Raw genomic sequence first — 15,731 nt, 5'->3', positions numbered from 1 at the left:
ACCGTTTCCAATGGTTAAGAAAGTCTTAAAGCTGGCCTTCCTGCCAAGGGAGAGTCGTCAATGCGTCGCAGCCTGGTTCTCACCGATGAGACCGCCCGCCACTGGTTCCGCGCGAGCCTGCCGCCGCACGTGAAGCGCGACCTGATCCCGATTCCGGCCGAGGCCTTGTGGCGGCTGACACTGGAAGATGTGCGCGGGGTCGCCAGCACCTATGTCGCTGTGACGCTGGCAGTGTTCGCCTTTATTGTCTGAGGGTTTCGGCTTCCGCCGGGCGCGTCTGTTCCACCTGGTGAAGCTTGCGCGCGAGGCTGGCCGAGAAGAAGCACAGCACCAGACTCAGCAGCAATTGCTCCTGCAACGGAATGCCGAGCGGGCCGAGCGCCCCGGCAATCCCTGCGCCGATCACCATGAACACCGACGAGATGAAATTGTTGGCCGCGACCGAGCGCGAGGCTTCGGACTTGTCGACCCGCGTCGTCAGGAAGGCGTAGAGCGGCACCACGAACATCCCGCCTGCAATCGCGATGAACAGCAGGTTTGCCGTCAGCGCCAGCGCGAGCGGCTGGGCGAGGAATTCCCACACCGTGAACAGCTCGCCCGAAGGCTCGAGATTCCACATCCGGCACAGCGCGTAAAAGCCCACCAGCAGCACCGCCAGCACCAGCACCGAAGGCGCCGAATAGCGCGCCGAAATATCGCCTTTCAGCAGCGCGTTGATCGAGACCGATCCGATCGCGATTCCCGCCGAGAACGCGACCAGCAAGACCGCGGCGACCTGCTTGTCGGCCAGCAGCACATTCTTGGCGAGCGGGATGAACTGCACCGAAAGGATCGCCGCAATCGCCCAGAAATAGCTGATCGCCAGCACCGAATAGCGCAGTTCAAGATTGCCCATCGAGAAGGCGATCAGGTCTTTCGACGCGCGGATCGGGTTCCAGTCGACCTTGGTTTCTTCGGTCTGGGCAGGCGCGGGCGGCACCCAGCGGCACACGATGTAACCCACCACCGCGATCCCCACGACGGCAATGATGCTGGTGGTGATATGCATCGCCCCGCCCAGCATCATGCCGACAAGAATCGCGACATAGGTGCCCGCCTCGACCAACCCCGTGCCTGCCAGCACTTCATCCTTGTGCAAATGCTGCGGCAGGATCGCGTATTTGATCGGGCCGAAGAAGGTCGAATGCACCCCCATCGCGAACAGCGCGGTGAACATCAGCGGCAGGGCGAGAGTTTCGATCTGCGCGCCTTGCGAGGCGAGCAGCAGGCCGGTCGCGCCGACCGACATGATGATGATCTCGGCAAACTTGATCCAGCGGATGATCGTGGTCTTGTTGCGCATGTCGGCGAGTTGGCCCGCGGTGGCGGAAAACAGCACGAAGGGCAGCACGAACAGCGCGGTGGCGACGCCGCTGATCAGCGTCTCCATCTCGGGCGAATCGTAGACCGAATAGACCACGAACAGCACCATCGCGTTCTTGTAGAGATTGTCGTTGAGCGCGTTCAGCAGCTGCGTCAGGAACAGCGGCAGAAATCGCCGCTGGCGCATCAGGTGGGTCGATGTTGTCATGCAGATGTGTCGCGGGGGCTTCCGGAAGTGGGTTATCGGGACATAGCGGGGATGGTCGCTTTCACAAGAGCACAAAGGTGACGCCCTGCTGCCGGGCCGTGCCGCAGCGTCAAAGCCGGGGATCAGGGCGCTGGGCTCTTTTGCACCTGCTACCCTTGCGCTAGAGCGTTGCGCGATCATGCAGAGCCTACCCAATATCCTCACTGCCTCGCGCATCTTCGCGGTGCCGCTACTGGCCTTTTTCCTGTGGTGGCCGGAATGGCGCGCAGGATACCTGATCGGCTTCGTGCTCTACTGCATCATCGCCATAACTGATTTCTTCGACGGCTATCTCGCGCGTGCGCAGGGGACGGTGTCGAAGCTCGGCATCTTCCTCGATCCGATTGCCGACAAGATCATGGTGGCGGCGGTTATTCTCGTGCTGACCGCGCAAGGCTATCTGCGCGGGCCTTACGCCGGCGATGTCCACGTGATCGCCGGGCTGATCATTCTTGTGCGCGAGATTGCGGTGTCAGGCCTGCGCGAATTTCTGGGGGGGATTCAGGTCTCGGTGCCGGTCTCGGCGCTGGCCAAGTGGAAGACGACCTTTCAGCTGGTGGCATTGGGCGCGCTGATCCTTGGCGGCGCGGTGCACGGGCAGCCGTGCCAGTCGGTGTTCGAAGGCTGCGGCTCGATTGCGCAAAGCTGGGTGCATCTGGTCGGGCTGGTGAGCTTGTGGACGGCGGCCGTGCTGACCTTGATCACCGGCTGGGATTACCTGCGCGTGGGTCTCAAGCACATGGATTGAGGCGGCCCGGGGTTCGGGTTACTGTGTCACCCATGGGATCGGATTCGACGCGCAGCGAAGGCGCATTCGTCGGACAATTGGCAGACCACGCCCGCCAGCTGCAACGCGAGGCGCGCGAGGCGATTGCGCGCGGCGATTATGCGCGTGCCTCGGCGCTGATCGGCGATGCGGAACTGCTGGCGGGCGATGTCCACGGGCTCGTCGACGATTTCGAACACCGCGAGGCCGACCGCATGGTGGGCCACGCCGCCGCCGAGGCCGAGGCCCAGCGCCCGCGACTCAGGCTGCGCCCCAATCGGCTGCGTTTTGCGATCGGGGCAAGTCTGGCAATCAGCCTTGCGCTGGTGGAGTGCTGAGGGGGGCGCCTAGCCTGCGCGCAGTTCCTCGGCCAGCAGCAGGAAATCGGCCTCTCTCGGCGAGTTTTTGCGCCACGCCAGCACGATCTCGCGCTTGGCCGTCGGGCTGTCGACCGGGCGCGCGACCACATCGGTGCCGGCAAGAATCCCCGCCTTCAATGCCATTTCAGGGAGCATGGTAAGGCCAAGGTCGTTGTCGACCAGCTGCACCAGCGTGTGGAGGCTCGTCCCGATCATCGCCGCGCTCGCCCGCAGTTCGGCGCGGTTGCAGGCGGCCAGCGCATGATCGCGCAGGCAGTGGCCGTCCTCGAGCAGCAGCAGGCGGCCCTGATCGATCATCTCGGGCTTGATCGATGGCGGGGGATCGCGCGGGTCATCCTTGGGGAAGGCAATGAACAGCCGGTCGTCGGCGATATGCGCGATCGCGGCATCGCCGGTGTCGAAGGGCAGGGCCAGCAGCACGCAATCGACCCGCCCGTGAGAGAGTGATTCGAGCGCGTCATGGCTCGTCTCCTCGCGCAGCATCAGCTTGAGGTCGGGGCGCTCGGCCTTGAGGCGGGGCAGGATGCGCGGCAGCAGGAAGGGGGCGATGGTGGGGATCACGCTCATGCGCAATTCGCCCGAGAGCGGCTTGCCCGAGGCCTGCACCAGATCGGCAAGCTCTTCTGCCTCGCGCAGCAGCCGGTTGGCCTTGGCCACCACCTGCTCGCCCAGCGCGGTGAACCGCACCACCCGGCGCGAGCGTTCGACCAGCGTCACGCCGAGCAACGATTCGAGCTCCCTGATCCCCGCCGACAGCGTCGATTGCGACACGAAGCTGGCATCGGCCGCCTTGCCGAAATGCCCATGCTCGTGGAGCGCCACGAGATATTGCAGCTGCTTGATGGTGGGCAGGTAGGTGGACATGGCGGCGCGCGCTATTCCGCTGCCAGCGCGTCCGGGGCTTCAGGCGCGGGGGCTTCGGGCGCAACCACATCGTCGATATGGGTCATCTTCAGCCGTCCCTTCTCGACAGCGAAGGCGAGCTTGCCTTCGACCAGATCGAGCGCGTCCTTGCCGAAGACCTCGTAGCGCCAGCCTTCCAGCACCGGCAGCTTGCGCACGCCCGCAGCGAGCGCTTCCATCTCGTCGGCGCGGGTGAGGAGGCGCGGGGCGACGTCGATCTCGCGGGCGCGGATTTTCAGCAGCAGCTTGAGGAGGTCGGCCACCAGCGCGCCTTCCTTGCCCAATGGCGCGCCCTGCTTGATCTTCTCGGGCATTTCCGACTTGGGCAGCGGCTCGGCCTCGGCCAGCACCTTCATCAGGCGCTTGCCGATGTCGTTGTCCTTCCATGCGGGGCTGAGGCCGCGCACCTTGGCCAGATCGCCCTGCACCTTGGGCGGGTGGCTGGCGATGTCGGCCAGCGTCTCGTCCCGCATGATCCGCCCGCGCGGGATGTTCTTGTGCTGCGCCTCGCTCTCGCGCCAGGCGGCGAGCGCCTTCATCCGCCCGAGCACCTGCGGATTGCGCCCCGGCTGGCGGATACGCTTCCATGCGAGACCCGGATCGGTGAGGTAGTTCGACGGATCGGCGAGCTTCTCCATCTCGGCATCGAGCCACAGGCCTCTGCCCGTCTTGATCAGCTTTTTCAGGATCTTGGGGAAGATCCCTGCGAGATAGGTGACATCGCCGATGGCATATTCGATCTGGCGGTCGGTCAGCGGGCGGCGGCTCCAGTCGGTGAAGCGCGCGCCCTTGTCGATGGTGACGCCGACCCAGGTTTCCACGAGATTGGCATAGCCGATCTGTTCGGACTGGCTGATCGCCATCATCGCGATCTGGGTGTCGAAGATGGGGTGCGGGGTCTTGCCGGTGAGGTTGACGATGATCTCGACATCCTGCCCGCCGGCATGGAAGACCTTCAGCACATCCTCGTTCTCGCACATCAGATTGAGCAGCGGGGTGAGGTCGATCCCCGGCGCCATCGGGTCGATCGCGGCCGCCTCTTCCGTATTGGCGATTTGCACCAGGCAGAGTTCGGGCCAGTAGGTGTTCTCGCGCATGAATTCGGTATCGACCGTGACGAAATCGGACTTCGCAAGACGGTCGCAGAGGTCGGAGAGAGCCTCGGTGGTGGTAATCAGCGGATGGATTTTCATGTTGTCTTTTCGCAATTCGCGGGCGGAGTGCCGCCCTCGGGATGGATCCCAGTTTGCCCCACACCGCTTGACAAAGTGCAAGGCTTGCCCTGTTAGCGCGCCGACGATGGAGCAAGGCTCCAGACGCGCCCGCGCGCCCTAGCGTCATAGCCGCGAACAGGACAAGAGTTTAGATGCACCCCTACCGCACGCATACTTGCGCACAGCTTTCTTCCGCCAACGTGGGCGAGACCGTCCGCCTGTCGGGATGGATCCATCGCAAGCGCGACCATGGCGGCGTGCTGTTCATCGATCTGCGCGATCATTACGGGATCACCCAGATCGTCGCCGACACCGACAGCCCGGCGCTTCCCGTGCTCGAAGGGCTGCGGGTTGAAAGCGTCGTCACCATCGAAGGCACGGTCAAGGCGCGCACCGCCGGGACGGTCAATGCGAACCTTGCGACGGGCGAGATCGAAGTCTTCGCGCGCGGCGTGACGGTGCAGAGCGCGGCCGAAGAACTGCCGATGCCGGTCGCCGACGAGCAGCCTTACCCCGAGGACATCCGCCTCAAGTACCGCTTCCTCGATCTGCGGCGCGAGACGCTGCACAAGAACATCATGACCCGCGTGGCGGTGATCGCCGATATGCGCCAGCGGATGAACGCGGCCGGGTTCAACGAGTTCTCGACTCCGATCCTCACGGCTTCTTCGCCGGAGGGCGCGCGCGACTTCCTCGTGCCGAGCCGCATCCATGCGGGCAAGTTCTACGCGCTCCCGCAGGCGCCGCAGCAGTACAAGCAGCTGCTGATGGTCGCGGGCTTCGACCGCTATTTCCAGATCGCCCCCTGCTTCCGCGACGAGGACCCGCGCGCCGACCGTCTGCCGGGCGAGTTCTACCAGCTCGACCTCGAAATGAGTTTTGTGACTCAGGAAGAGGTGTGGGAGACGATGGAGCCCGTGATTCAGGGCACCTTCGCGGCCTTTGCGGGCGACAAGCACGTGACCCCGGCGGGCCAGTTCCCGCGCATCCCCTATGACGAAGCGATGCTGAAGTATGGCAGCGACAAGCCCGACCTTCGCAACCCGCTGATCATTTCGGACGTGTCGTCGCACTTCACGCAGAGCGGCTTTGGCCTGTTCGAGAAGATAGTCGGCGGCGGCGGCGTGGTGCGCGTCATCCCCGCGCCCGCGACCCACGAAAAGAGCCGCAAGTTCTTCGACGACATGAACGACTGGGCGCGCAAGGAAGGCTATGCGGGCCTCGGCTATGTCACCCGCAAGGGCGGGGAGTTCGGCGGGCCGATCGCCAAGAACCACGGCGCTGACCGGATGGCCGAACTCTATGCCGAGCTGGGCCTTGGCGAGAATGACGGGTTGTTCTTCGCCGCGGGCAAGGAAGCCGACGCTGCCAAGCTGGCGGGCGCCGCGCGCATTCGCGTGGGCGAGGAATTGGGCCTCATCGACGAGAGCCGCTTCGAGCTGTGCTGGATCGTCGATTTCCCGTTCTACGAATGGAACGAGGACGAGAAGAAGGTCGACTTCAGCCACAACCCCTTCTCGATGCCGCAGGGCGGGATCGAGGCGCTGGAGGGGCAGGACCCTCTCACCATCAAGGCGTTCCAATACGATCTGGTCTGCAACGGCTATGAAATCGCCTCAGGCTCGATCCGCAACCACAAGCCCGAGACGATGGTGAAGGCCTTCGAGATCACCGGCCTGACCCAGACGGATGTCGAGGAACGCTTCGGCGGGATGTACCGCGCCTTCCAGTACGGCGCGCCGCCGCACGGGGGGATGGCCGCGGGCGTCGACCGGATCATCATGCTGCTGTGCGGCGCGAAGAACCTGCGCGAAATCTCGCTCTTCCCGATGAACCAGCGCGCCGAAGACCTGCTGATGGGTGCGCCGTCACCGGCCGAGCCGCGCAGCTTGCGTGAACTGCACCTGCGCGTGGTCGAGCCGCAGGCCAAGCCGAGCGCCGGTTAAGGGGAGGGGGGCTAACCGCCCTCCAGCCCGGCAATGAAGGCAGCGACGTTGCGGCCCAGCGCCGTGACGTTGTAGCCGCCTTCCATCACGGCCACCGTCGGCAGGCCCGCCGCGCCGATCATCGCGCCAACGCGCTCCATGTCGTCGGTCGTCAGCGCGAATTGCGTGATCGGGTCATCGGCAAAGGTATCGGCGCCGTAGCTGACGATCAGCGTCTTTGCGCCGAAGCGGCTGATCGCTTCGAGCGCCTTGCCCAGCGCGGGTTCATATTCCGCCCATCCCGTGCCGCGCGGCAGCGGCTGGTTGAAGGTCGTGCCTTCGCCGTCGCCCGCGCCGCGCTCGTCGGCATGGCCCCAGAAATAGGGGAAATCGGTGCGCGGGTCGGCGTGGATCGAGGCGAAGAAGACGCTGCCGTCCTCCCAGAAGATGTCCTGCGTGCCGTTGCCGTGGTGATAGTCGACATCGAGCACCGCGACCGGCCCCATCCCCCGCGCCGCCGCTGCGCGCGCGGCGATGGCGGCGTTGTTGAGGTAGCAATAGCCGCCGAAGTAGTCCGCCCCCGCATGGTGCCCGGGCGGGCGGCACAGCGCAAAGGCCTGTCGCAGCGCGCCGCTCGCGACGGCATCGAGTGCGCTCAGTGCCGCTTGCGCCGCGCCGTAGGCGGCCTCCCACGTGCCCGCCGCAATCGGAGTGACGGTGTCGAAGCCATATTGCCCGAGCCTCCCGTCGATCCGCTCGAGATCGAGCGGCCTCCGCCCGCGGACGGGAAAGGCATAGCCGATGGCATCGCCTTCGCGCCCGGCACCCAGCCAGGCCTCATGCGCCGATTGCAGGAAGGCGAGGTAATCGGGATCATGCACCGCCACGATCGGTGCAAGCCCGTGATCGGCAGGTTCGCGCACTTCGCCCATCTCAGCCAGCATATTGGCAAGCCGCGCCGGGGTTTCGGCGTGCGCCTCTGCTGCACCATTGACCAGCTCGAAGGAGGGGGCGTGGGCGCTCTGGGCGCGGGAGCAGAAGGTCAGCATGGCCCGATTCATGACACGGTCATCGGCGCGGTGGCAAGGATCGGTTCCGTGCAATTGCCGGTTGTTCGCCACGGCAAAGGCTGCGAAATTCGCGGCGAGACGGAAGGGGGTTCGGACAATGCGGCTGGGATGGATGATCGGCGCGGGCCTTGCGCTGTGCACAGCAGCCGGCGTGCAGGCAGAGACGCTGCCCGTCTCCGGGATCTATGCGGCCGGAGCCGATGCGCCTTCGCGGGTACGTTCCATCGCGATTGCCGACTTCTCCGGGCGCGGGGGCGAGCGGTTGGCCTTTGCGATCGATTCCGCCCTGCGCGGCGCAGTGATCGAAGGGCAGCCGTGGTTCGACCTCACCTTCACCGCGCCTGCCTTTGGCGAAAGCTATACCTATGACGGCGGGCTTGATGGCGGCGCGGCCGATGGCGGCCCCGATGCGGTGCTGCGCGGGATTGGCGAGGTCGAATGGCACGATGCCGATTCCGGCACCAAGCAGGTCGAGGAATGTGTCGCGCGCGATGACAATGACAAGTGCATCGAGAAGAAGAAGGTCAACGTCCCCTGCCGTGCCCGCCATGTGACCCTGCGCCCCGAGGTGCGGTTGGTCGCGCGCGATGGCACGCTGCTTTATGCCAAAGGCGACACGCTCACCACCAGTCAGCGCTTCTGCCATGACGAGGAGCGCAAGCCGCAGGTCTCGGCCATGACCGAGGAACTGGCGGCACGCTTTGCCGGCGCCGTTCGCAGCGATCTGGCGCCGGTGCAGCTGTTGCAGGACATCCGCGTGCTGGAAAGCCGCCAGGGCATGGCCAAGGCCGATCAAGCCGCGTTCAAGACCGCGCTTCGCCTCACCAAGACCGATATTGTCGCCGCTTGTCGCGCTTTCGACGCGCTGGAGGCCAGCAATCCGCAGAACATCACGATCCTGTTCAACATCGGGTTGTGCCATGAGAGCGCCGGCGATCTGGCAGCCGCCGAGGCGCGCTATGTCGATGTATTGGCGATCAAACCCGGCAAGCTTGAGCCGCAGGAAGCCCTCGCCCGCATCGCTTCGCGGCGGCGGGCCGAGCTGCAAATCGACCTCCATTATCCCGAGCAAGCGCGCTGATCGTCATGCCCACTTGCGCTTGGGCAACGGCTTGATTAGGGCGGGGCGGCATATTTAACCCCAGTTCAAGAGGGAATGACATGAGCGATATTGCCGACCGGGTGGCGAAGATTGTCGTCGAGAATCTCGGTGTTGAGGCCGACAAGGTCACGCAGGAGGCCAGCTTCATCGACGATCTCGGTGCGGACAGCCTCGACATCGTCGAGCTGGTGATGGCCTTCGAAGAGGAATTCGGCGTCGAAATCCCTGACGATGCAGCCGAAAAGATCGCCACCGTCGGCGATGCGACCAAGTACATCGAGGAACACAAGGGCTGATCGGGCGGCTGGGCTTCGGCCCGGCCCCAAGCCCCTTGCGTCCGCGCCATGCCCCGGCCTGCAACACGGTGGGGGATCGATCCGGCCCGAAATTTGCCGGACGGCGGATGTGGGCCTAGACAGGCTCAGCCCTAGGCGGGTTGGGCCTGTTGCTTTTTCGGAGAATACGAATGCGCCGTGTGGTTGTAACCGGGTTGGGTCTGGTCACTCCGCTGGGAGCCGATGTCGAAACGACATGGGCAAACCTCATCGCTGGCAAGAGCGGGGCGGGGCAGATCACCCGTTTCGATGCCTCGAACCAGAAGTGCACCATCGCTTGCGAAGTGAAGCCCAAGGATCACCCCTGGGGATTCGATCCGGAAAAGCGGGTCGATTTCAAGGTGCAGCGCCAGGTCGATCCGTTCATCGTCTATGGCATTGATGCCGCAGGCCAGGCGCTGGAAGATGCCGGCCTCACCGACATGACCGAGGCCGAGAAGGAGCGCACCGGCTGCTCGATCGGCTCCGGCATCGGCGGCCTTCCGGGGATCGAGATTGAGAGCGTCAACCTCCACGAACGCGGCCCCGGCCGGGTCAGCCCGCACTTTGTCCACGGGCGGCTGATCAATCTCATCACCGGTCAGGTGCAGATCAAATACGGTTTCATGGGGCCGAACCACGCGGTCGTCACCGCCTGCTCCACCGGCGCGCATTCGATCGGCGATGCCGCGCGGATGATCATGATGGACGATGCCGACATCATGCTGGCGGGCGGGGCGGAAAGCACCATCAACCCGCTCGGGATCGCCGGTTTCGCGCAGGCGCGCGCGCTCAACATGAGCATGAACGACCGCCCGACCGAAGCGAGCCGTCCCTATGACCGGAACCGCGACGGTTTCGTCATGGGCGAGGGCGCGGGCGTGGTCGTGCTCGAGGAATACGAACGCGCCAAGGCGCGCGGCGCGAAGATCTATGCCGAAGTGACCGGTTATGGCCTCTCGGGCGATGCCTACCACGTCACCGCCCCGCACCCCGAAGGCCGCGGCGCGGAACTCGCCATGCGCATGGCCTTGAAGAAGGCAGGGCTCGGGCCGGGCGACATCGACTACATCAACGCCCACGGCACCTCGACCATGGCCGACACCATCGAACTCGCCGCGATCAAGCGCGTGCTGGGCGATGACCTCGGCGGTGCGTCGATGTCCTCGACCAAGTCCGCGATCGGCCACCTTCTGGGCGGCGCTGGCGCGGTGGAGGCGATCTTCTGCATTCTCGCGATGCGCGACGGGATTGTGCCGCCGACCTTGAACCTGCATGATCCCGATGATGGCACAGAAGGCATTGATCTCGTCCCGCTGGTCGCTCGCAAGCGCGAAGTACGTGCGGTTCTCAACAATTCCTTCGGCTTTGGCGGCACAAACGCTTCGATCATCATGCAGAAGGTCGACTGACACCGTGAAGGCCGTGCGCAATCTGGTTCTGGTTGTGCTCGGCCTTGCAGTGGCCGGGCTGGTGCTGGCGTGGACGTTCCTCGGATCGGCTACGGTCGCGAAGGATACGCCTTTCACGATCCCCGCAGGCGCCTCGGTCGGCACGGTTGCCGCCAAGCTTGAGGCCGAGGGGCTGATCTCCTCGGCCTCCGGCTTCACGCTTCAGGCGCGGATCTTCGGCTCCGACGCGCCGATCCAGGCGGGCGAGTTCCTGCTGAAGCCCGGCATGAGCCAGGGCGACATTCTCGATGCGTTCCAGTCGGGCGACGTGATCCGCCGCTTCGTCACCATCCCCGAAGGGATGCCCTCGATCCTCGTGTGGGAACGCCTGATGGCGGAACCCCTGCTGACCGGCGACGTGCCCGTGCCGCCCGAAGGCTCGATCCTGCCGGACACCTATTCCTTCGAACGCGGACAGTCGCGCGCCAGCCTCGTCGAACAGATGCAGGCGGCGATGGACAAGGCGCTGGCCGAGGAATGGGCCAAGCGCGCGCCCGGCATCGCGGTCGATACGATGCGTGACGCGCTGATCCTCGCCTCGATCGTCGAGAAGGAAACCGGCAAGCCCGAAGAACGCCGCATGGTCGCCGGGCTCTATTCCAACCGCGTGCGCACCGGCATGAAGCTGCAGGCGGACCCGACGATCATCTACCCGATCACCAAGGGCAAACCCTTGGGTCGGCGCATCAACCAGTCGGAGATCACTGCGGTCAACGGTTACAACACCTATACCCGCACCGGGCTGCCCGAGGGGCCGATCACCAATCCGGGCCGCGCCAGCATTGCCGCAGTGCTTAATCCCGAAAAGACCGCCGCGCTGTTCATGGTCGCGGACGGGACGGGCGGGCATGCGTTCGCCGACACGCTCGAAGAGCACAATGCCAACGTCGCCAAGTGGTATGCCATCCGCAGAGATCGGGGCGAAATGTAAGCTTCTGCCTGTGGTCCCGGACTTGATCCGGGATCGCTTGCGGCCCAGACCAGCGTTTGATGCCCCAACCTTTCATCGTCACCGCCGCGCTGCCGCCCGACCTCGCGGGCTTTGCCGAGGGGCTGCGCCGCGCGCATTATCCGCCCGAGCGCAACCATCTCCACGCCCACGTCACGCTGTTCCACGCCTTCGCGCCCTCGCTGCGGGAGGAGCTGGCCGACTATCTTCCGAAGGTCGCCGCCGAATTCGCCGCGCCCGAGGGGGCAGTGAAGGGGGTGCTGGATCTGGGCAAGGGCACCGCGATCGCGCTGGAGGCGCCGCAGCTGCTCACCTTGCGCGAAGGGATCGCCGAACATTTCCACGGCAGCCTGACCGCGCAGGATCTCTACGAGCCGCGCCCGCACATCACCATCCAGAACAAGGTGACCAAGGACGAGGCGAGCGCGCTTCAGGCGAGCCTTGCACCGGTGCTGGCAGGCTGGGCGGCCAAGGGGCGCTTCATCTTCCCCGCGCTGGAATTGTGGCACTATCGCGGCGGCCCGTGGGAGCGGGTCAAGACCTGCGCTTTCCGGGGCCGCGAACGGCTGTGAGGGGCGCAGCGAACAGGGCTTGACCCCGCGCGGCCAGCGCCCTAAGTGCGCGCCTCGCCCGGGCCGACACCCGGAGCCGAATCCGGCCGGACCACCCGCCGGATGCCCATGGGGCGGAGTAGCTCAGCCGGTTAGAGCAGCGGAATCATAATCCGCGTGTCGGGGGTTCGAGTCCCTCCTCCGCTACCATAAAAACAACCGCCTGAAAATTTACGATAAAAGTTCAAAAAGTGGGACTCGAATGGTGCCGAGTTTCCCTTCAGGTATCGGCGCTTAGTCACTGAAATTACGAAATTTTGAAGTGGTTGAGTTAACGGTCCCCAATCCGGACGTTGTCCCTTGCTCGGCCATGTGGGGGTATTTTGGGGGAATTGCTGAGGGGCTTAACTCGCTCGCGATCCCTCCCAAAAGCCGCAGGGGAGTTGCATTATTGCGGGCCATGTTGCCGCGGGCTCGGTTCGGGCATGCATTGCACGTCTGGAGTGGGCGTTGTTTGGCGCGACTACGCCGGTCAGTGGGGCTCGTCTGGCGATGATCCTGAAGCCGACTGAGCGCTATCGGTCGCAAAGACTGGACCCGGGACGTTTCTGCCGTTTGCCGGCGACCTGCCGGACAGCGATTATTGTCGGGGGTCGAAATGCAGCGTTGATCCAACCGTCCGCGCATTCCGAATGATCGCAGATAAGGGAATCTTGTAGCCATGATTGTTCCGCCGCGCGGCACGGAGTGTTTCCCCGTGGTGCGATTGTTGCACTAACCTTGCAGGCCTAATTCTCGCTCATCAACTGAGCGAGCGAGATTGCCATGCCACAGACCGGACCCCTCAAAGCCGATGTCGTGATTATCGGTGCAGGCAGCGCCGGAATGTCCGCCTACAAATCGGCGCGCAATTTCACGGATTCGATCCTCGTCATCGAGGAAGCGCACTACGGGACGACCTGCGCACGGGTTGGCTGTATGCCCTCCAAGCTCCTGATCGCCGCAGCCGAAGCCGCGCATCACGCCCATCACGCGGGTCGCTTCGGCATCCGGGTCTCGCAGGTCGGCGTCGACGGTCGGGCCGTGATGACCAGAGTCCGTGCCGAGCGCGACCGCTTTGTTGGCTTCGTTCTCGAAGATGTCGAAGGCTGGCCCGAGGCGCACAAGATCAAGGGATCGGCCCGCTTTACGGCTCCCGGGCGACTGCTGCTGGACGATGGCACCGCTATCGAAGCCGGTCGGGTGGTGATCGCCACCGGCTCGCGCGCCGTGTGGCCCTCGGCCTGGGATGCGCTGGGAGACAGGCTCATCATCAACGACGATGTGTTCGACTGGGATGATCTGCCAGGGTCCGTCGCGGTTTTCGGCAACGGGGTGATCGGTCTGGAGCTTGCCCAGGCGCTCGCTCGCCTCGGCGTGAGGGTGAAGCTGTTCGGACGCAGCGGGCGGGTCGGCCCGTTGACCGACCCTGCGGTCACCGACGCCGCCCACGCTGCATTTGCCGCCGAGTATCGCTTCACCCCGAACGCGCAGGTTGTCGCTGTAGAACGGCAGGGCGACGCCGTCGTGGTGACCGAGCAGGTCGATGGGCACGAGATCGAGGAGCGCTTCGACTACCTGATCGCCGCCACCGGCCGCCGCCCTAATCTTGATCGCCTGGGTCTGGAGCACGCCGGTATTGCGCTCGATGAACGCGGCACCCCGATCGGCTGGGATCGCCACACGACCCGGATCGGGGACAGTGTGATTTTCCTCGCTGGCGATGCCGCACCTGATGCACCGCTGCTGCATGAAGCATCGGATGCCGGACGGATCGCCGGGGAGAATGCCGCACGCTTTCCCTTCGTGGCACCGCGCCATCGCCGCACGGCGATCGGCGTTGTCTTTTCCGACCCGCAGATCGCCATGATCGGTCAAAGCCACGCACAACTGGAACAGGCCAAGACAAGCTTTGTCACCGGCACTGTCGATTTCACGGGGCAAGGACGGTCCCGGGTGGCGGGACGCAATGTCGGCAGGCTCAACATCTATGCCCATCGTGTGACCGGCAAGTTCCTCGGGGCCGAGATGGTGGGCCCTGCGGCCGAGCACATCGCCCATCTGCTCGCCTGGGCGCTGGAGGCGGATCGGTCCGTCCAGCAGATGCTCGACAGTCCGTTCTATCATCCAGTGATCGAAGAAGGGGTTCGCACAGCGCTCCGGGCTGCGCGCGATGCGATGGATGCAACGTCCCCCGCGCACCGGCCCTGCCTCGACTGCCGACCCGCCGCCTGACCGGCCACCCCGCACAAGGACGAACACCATGACCACGCATATCGCTATCAACGGCTTCGGCCGCATCGGACGCCTGCTCGCTCGCCTCATTCTGGAGCAGCGCCCCGAAGGCATCGCGCTGGTCGCCATCAACGACATGATGGACGCGCGCAGCTGCGCAGCCCTTTACAAGCACGACAGCGTGCATGGGCCGGCAGCCGGCGATGTGGAATTCGGCGACGGCTGGATCATGGTCGGCGGGCAACGCATTGTTGTGACCCGCATCCCTGATCCGTCGACAATGGATCATCAGGCTTCAGGTGTCGATCTGGTGATCGAGGCCAGCGGACTGTTCACCGATCGCAAGAAAGCTGCGGCACACATCGCGCGCGGTGCCCGGCGCGTGCTGATTTCAGCGCCCGCGAAGGATGCGGATCTCACCGTGGTTCAGGGCGTCAATCACGCCCTGTTGCGTCCCGAACACGGCATCGTGTCCAATGCCAGCTGCACGACCAATGCACTCGCTCCGGTTGCCGCTGTGCTCGACCGCGCCATCGGCATCGAGCGCGGTCACATGACCACCGTCCATTCCTATACCAACGATCAGCGGCTTCACGACCAGTACCACCCCGACCTCAGGCGTGCGCGCGGCGGAGCGATGTCGATGATCCCCACCTCGACCGGCGCGACCAAGGCCGTCGCCGAAGTGCTGCCGCAACTCAAGGGCAAGCTGTCCGGTGCCTCGATCAGGGTTCCGACACCCAACGTCTCGCTGATCGATTTCGTGTTCCATGCCGCGCGAGCGACGGATGAGAACGAGATCAACGCGCTTCTGGAAGAGGCTGCGGCCGGTCCGTTTGCCGGCATAATCGCGACCACTCGCGAGCCGCTGGTCTCGGTCGATTTCAATCACAATCCGGCAAGTGTCACCGTCGATCTGGCCGAAACCAAGGTCACGGATCAGCACCTGGTCCGCAGCCTTGGCTGGTATGACAATGAGTGGGGTTTCGCCAACCGCCTGCTTGAAACTGCGCTCCAGATGGCAGCGCAGCTCTAGACAAGCGCCGGCTCCACCTTGGAGACCGCCCCCTCCGGAGTCACCCGGTGGCGAGGGCGTTCCTTGCCACTACGTTTTGCGCCGTCGTGAAGCTGCAACGAGCGGCCACACGATCCAAGGGAAAGCGAAGAGGAAGAAGAGGCCTTGGAGCACATGAGCGACCGGGCTGTCCGGGAGCAGGAATACC

Annotated in this window: 15 protein-coding genes and 1 tRNA gene; 12 read left to right on the top strand and 4 right to left on the bottom strand. The window is 64.7% G+C overall.

Features of this window, described 5'->3' with window-relative positions:
- The first annotated feature begins 60 nt into the window (after positions 1-60).
- The gene (locus PS060_RS15940) at positions 61-252 is read left to right on the top strand and encodes a hypothetical protein (RefSeq protein ID WP_273984494.1); all 192 of its coding nucleotides are present in this window, start codon (positions 61-63) and stop codon (positions 250-252) included.
- Here PS060_RS15940 and PS060_RS15935 read toward each other — a convergent pair.
- Complete coding sequence (locus tag PS060_RS15935) at positions 242-1,570, bottom strand: MFS transporter (protein WP_273984493.1); 1,329 nt, start codon at positions 1,568-1,570, stop codon at positions 242-244. The two genes, PS060_RS15940 and PS060_RS15935, sit on opposite strands and share 11 nt — an antisense overlap.
- Before the next feature lie 178 nt (positions 1,571-1,748).
- Between PS060_RS15935 and pgsA the strand changes: the two genes are divergently transcribed.
- Together pgsA and PS060_RS15925 are read left to right on the top strand one after the other, a co-directional pair.
- Positions 1,749-2,357: a CDP-diacylglycerol--glycerol-3-phosphate 3-phosphatidyltransferase gene (gene pgsA / locus PS060_RS15930; protein WP_273984492.1), complete on the top strand. Its 609-nt coding sequence runs from the start codon at positions 1,749-1,751 to the stop codon at positions 2,355-2,357.
- A 32-nt stretch (positions 2,358-2,389) separates the two neighbouring features.
- Positions 2,390-2,713 carry a hypothetical protein gene (locus PS060_RS15925; protein WP_273984491.1) on the top strand — a complete coding sequence of 108 codons (324 nt, stop codon included), beginning with the start codon at positions 2,390-2,392 and terminating at the stop codon, positions 2,711-2,713.
- A gap of 9 nt (positions 2,714-2,722) precedes the next feature.
- On the opposite strand, the gene PS060_RS15920 is transcribed toward PS060_RS15925, so the two are convergent.
- Complete coding sequence (locus PS060_RS15920; RefSeq protein WP_273984490.1) at positions 2,723-3,619, bottom strand: LysR substrate-binding domain-containing protein; 897 nt, start codon at positions 3,617-3,619, stop codon at positions 2,723-2,725.
- An 11-nt stretch (positions 3,620-3,630) separates the two neighbouring features.
- A complete protein-coding gene (gene rnd, locus PS060_RS15915) occupies positions 3,631-4,851 on the bottom strand; it encodes a ribonuclease D (RefSeq protein ID WP_273984489.1) in 1,221 nt (406 codons plus the stop codon).
- 173 nt (positions 4,852-5,024) lie between these two features.
- On the opposite strand from rnd, the gene aspS reads away from it, so the two are divergent.
- Entirely contained in the window at positions 5,025-6,818 is a 1,794-nt protein-coding gene (gene aspS / locus PS060_RS15910; protein ID WP_273984488.1) for an aspartate--tRNA ligase, read from the top strand.
- A gap of 11 nt (positions 6,819-6,829) precedes the next feature.
- On the opposite strand, the gene PS060_RS15905 is transcribed toward aspS, so the two are convergent.
- Positions 6,830-7,846, bottom strand: a complete 1,017-nt coding sequence (locus PS060_RS15905; RefSeq protein ID WP_273984487.1) for a histone deacetylase family protein — start codon at positions 7,844-7,846, stop codon at positions 6,830-6,832.
- 118 nt (positions 7,847-7,964) lie between these two features.
- On the opposite strand from PS060_RS15905, the gene PS060_RS15900 reads away from it, so the two are divergent.
- The 8 genes from PS060_RS15900 (at position 7,965) to gap (ending at position 15,544) form a co-directional block, all read left to right on the top strand.
- The gene (locus tag PS060_RS15900; RefSeq protein WP_273984486.1) at positions 7,965-8,948 is read left to right on the top strand and encodes a tetratricopeptide repeat protein; all 984 of its coding nucleotides are present in this window, start codon (positions 7,965-7,967) and stop codon (positions 8,946-8,948) included.
- 80 nt (positions 8,949-9,028) lie between these two features.
- Positions 9,029-9,265 (top strand): acyl carrier protein, encoded by a 237-nt coding sequence (locus tag PS060_RS15895; protein WP_273984485.1) that lies wholly within the window; start codon positions 9,029-9,031, stop codon positions 9,263-9,265.
- Positions 9,266-9,435: 170 nt separating this feature from the next.
- Positions 9,436-10,695 carry a beta-ketoacyl-ACP synthase II gene (gene fabF, locus PS060_RS15890; RefSeq protein WP_273984484.1) on the top strand — a complete coding sequence of 420 codons (1,260 nt, stop codon included), beginning with the start codon at positions 9,436-9,438 and terminating at the stop codon, positions 10,693-10,695.
- A gap of 4 nt (positions 10,696-10,699) precedes the next feature.
- Positions 10,700-11,665 carry an endolytic transglycosylase MltG gene (mltG, locus tag PS060_RS15885; RefSeq protein ID WP_443112388.1) on the top strand — a complete coding sequence of 322 codons (966 nt, stop codon included), beginning with the start codon at positions 10,700-10,702 and terminating at the stop codon, positions 11,663-11,665.
- A gap of 59 nt (positions 11,666-11,724) precedes the next feature.
- Positions 11,725-12,255 carry a 2'-5' RNA ligase family protein gene (locus PS060_RS15880; RefSeq protein ID WP_273984482.1) on the top strand — a complete coding sequence of 177 codons (531 nt, stop codon included), beginning with the start codon at positions 11,725-11,727 and terminating at the stop codon, positions 12,253-12,255.
- Positions 12,256-12,367: 112 nt separating this feature from the next.
- Positions 12,368-12,444 (top strand) — tRNA-Met (locus tag PS060_RS15875).
- 615 nt (positions 12,445-13,059) lie between these two features.
- Positions 13,060-14,508: a dihydrolipoyl dehydrogenase gene (locus PS060_RS15870; RefSeq protein WP_273984481.1), complete on the top strand. Its 1,449-nt coding sequence runs from the start codon at positions 13,060-13,062 to the stop codon at positions 14,506-14,508.
- Between the two features lie 28 nt (positions 14,509-14,536).
- Positions 14,537-15,544: a type I glyceraldehyde-3-phosphate dehydrogenase gene (gap, locus tag PS060_RS15865; RefSeq protein ID WP_273984480.1), complete on the top strand. Its 1,008-nt coding sequence runs from the start codon at positions 14,537-14,539 to the stop codon at positions 15,542-15,544.
- Positions 15,545-15,731 lie beyond the last annotated feature (187 nt).

The organism is Erythrobacter sp. BLCC-B19 (genome assembly GCF_028621955.1).
In the GTDB taxonomy this organism is placed as follows: Bacteria; Pseudomonadota; Alphaproteobacteria; order Sphingomonadales; family Sphingomonadaceae; genus Erythrobacter.
This window is presented reverse-complemented; position numbering and strand designations above follow the sequence as displayed.

Coding starts and splice junctions, on each gene's coding strand:
- PS060_RS15940 (WP_273984494.1), top strand. CDS start 61: ATGCGTCGCAGCCTGGTTCTCACCGATGAGACCGCCCGCCACTGGTTC.
- PS060_RS15935 (WP_273984493.1), bottom strand. CDS start 1,570: ATGACAACATCGACCCACCTGATGCGCCAGCGGCGATTTCTGCCGCTG.
- pgsA (WP_273984492.1), top strand. CDS start 1,749: ATGCAGAGCCTACCCAATATCCTCACTGCCTCGCGCATCTTCGCGGTG.
- PS060_RS15925 (WP_273984491.1), top strand. CDS start 2,390: ATGGGATCGGATTCGACGCGCAGCGAAGGCGCATTCGTCGGACAATTG.
- PS060_RS15920 (WP_273984490.1), bottom strand. CDS start 3,619: ATGTCCACCTACCTGCCCACCATCAAGCAGCTGCAATATCTCGTGGCG.
- rnd (WP_273984489.1), bottom strand. CDS start 4,851: ATGAAAATCCATCCGCTGATTACCACCACCGAGGCTCTCTCCGACCTC.
- aspS (WP_273984488.1), top strand. CDS start 5,025: ATGCACCCCTACCGCACGCATACTTGCGCACAGCTTTCTTCCGCCAAC.
- PS060_RS15905 (WP_273984487.1), bottom strand. CDS start 7,846: ATGCTGACCTTCTGCTCCCGCGCCCAGAGCGCCCACGCCCCCTCCTTC.
- PS060_RS15900 (WP_273984486.1), top strand. CDS start 7,965: ATGCGGCTGGGATGGATGATCGGCGCGGGCCTTGCGCTGTGCACAGCA.
- PS060_RS15895 (WP_273984485.1), top strand. CDS start 9,029: ATGAGCGATATTGCCGACCGGGTGGCGAAGATTGTCGTCGAGAATCTC.
- fabF (WP_273984484.1), top strand. CDS start 9,436: ATGCGCCGTGTGGTTGTAACCGGGTTGGGTCTGGTCACTCCGCTGGGA.
- PS060_RS15880 (WP_273984482.1), top strand. CDS start 11,725: ATGCCCCAACCTTTCATCGTCACCGCCGCGCTGCCGCCCGACCTCGCG.
- PS060_RS15870 (WP_273984481.1), top strand. CDS start 13,060: ATGCCACAGACCGGACCCCTCAAAGCCGATGTCGTGATTATCGGTGCA.
- gap (WP_273984480.1), top strand. CDS start 14,537: ATGACCACGCATATCGCTATCAACGGCTTCGGCCGCATCGGACGCCTG.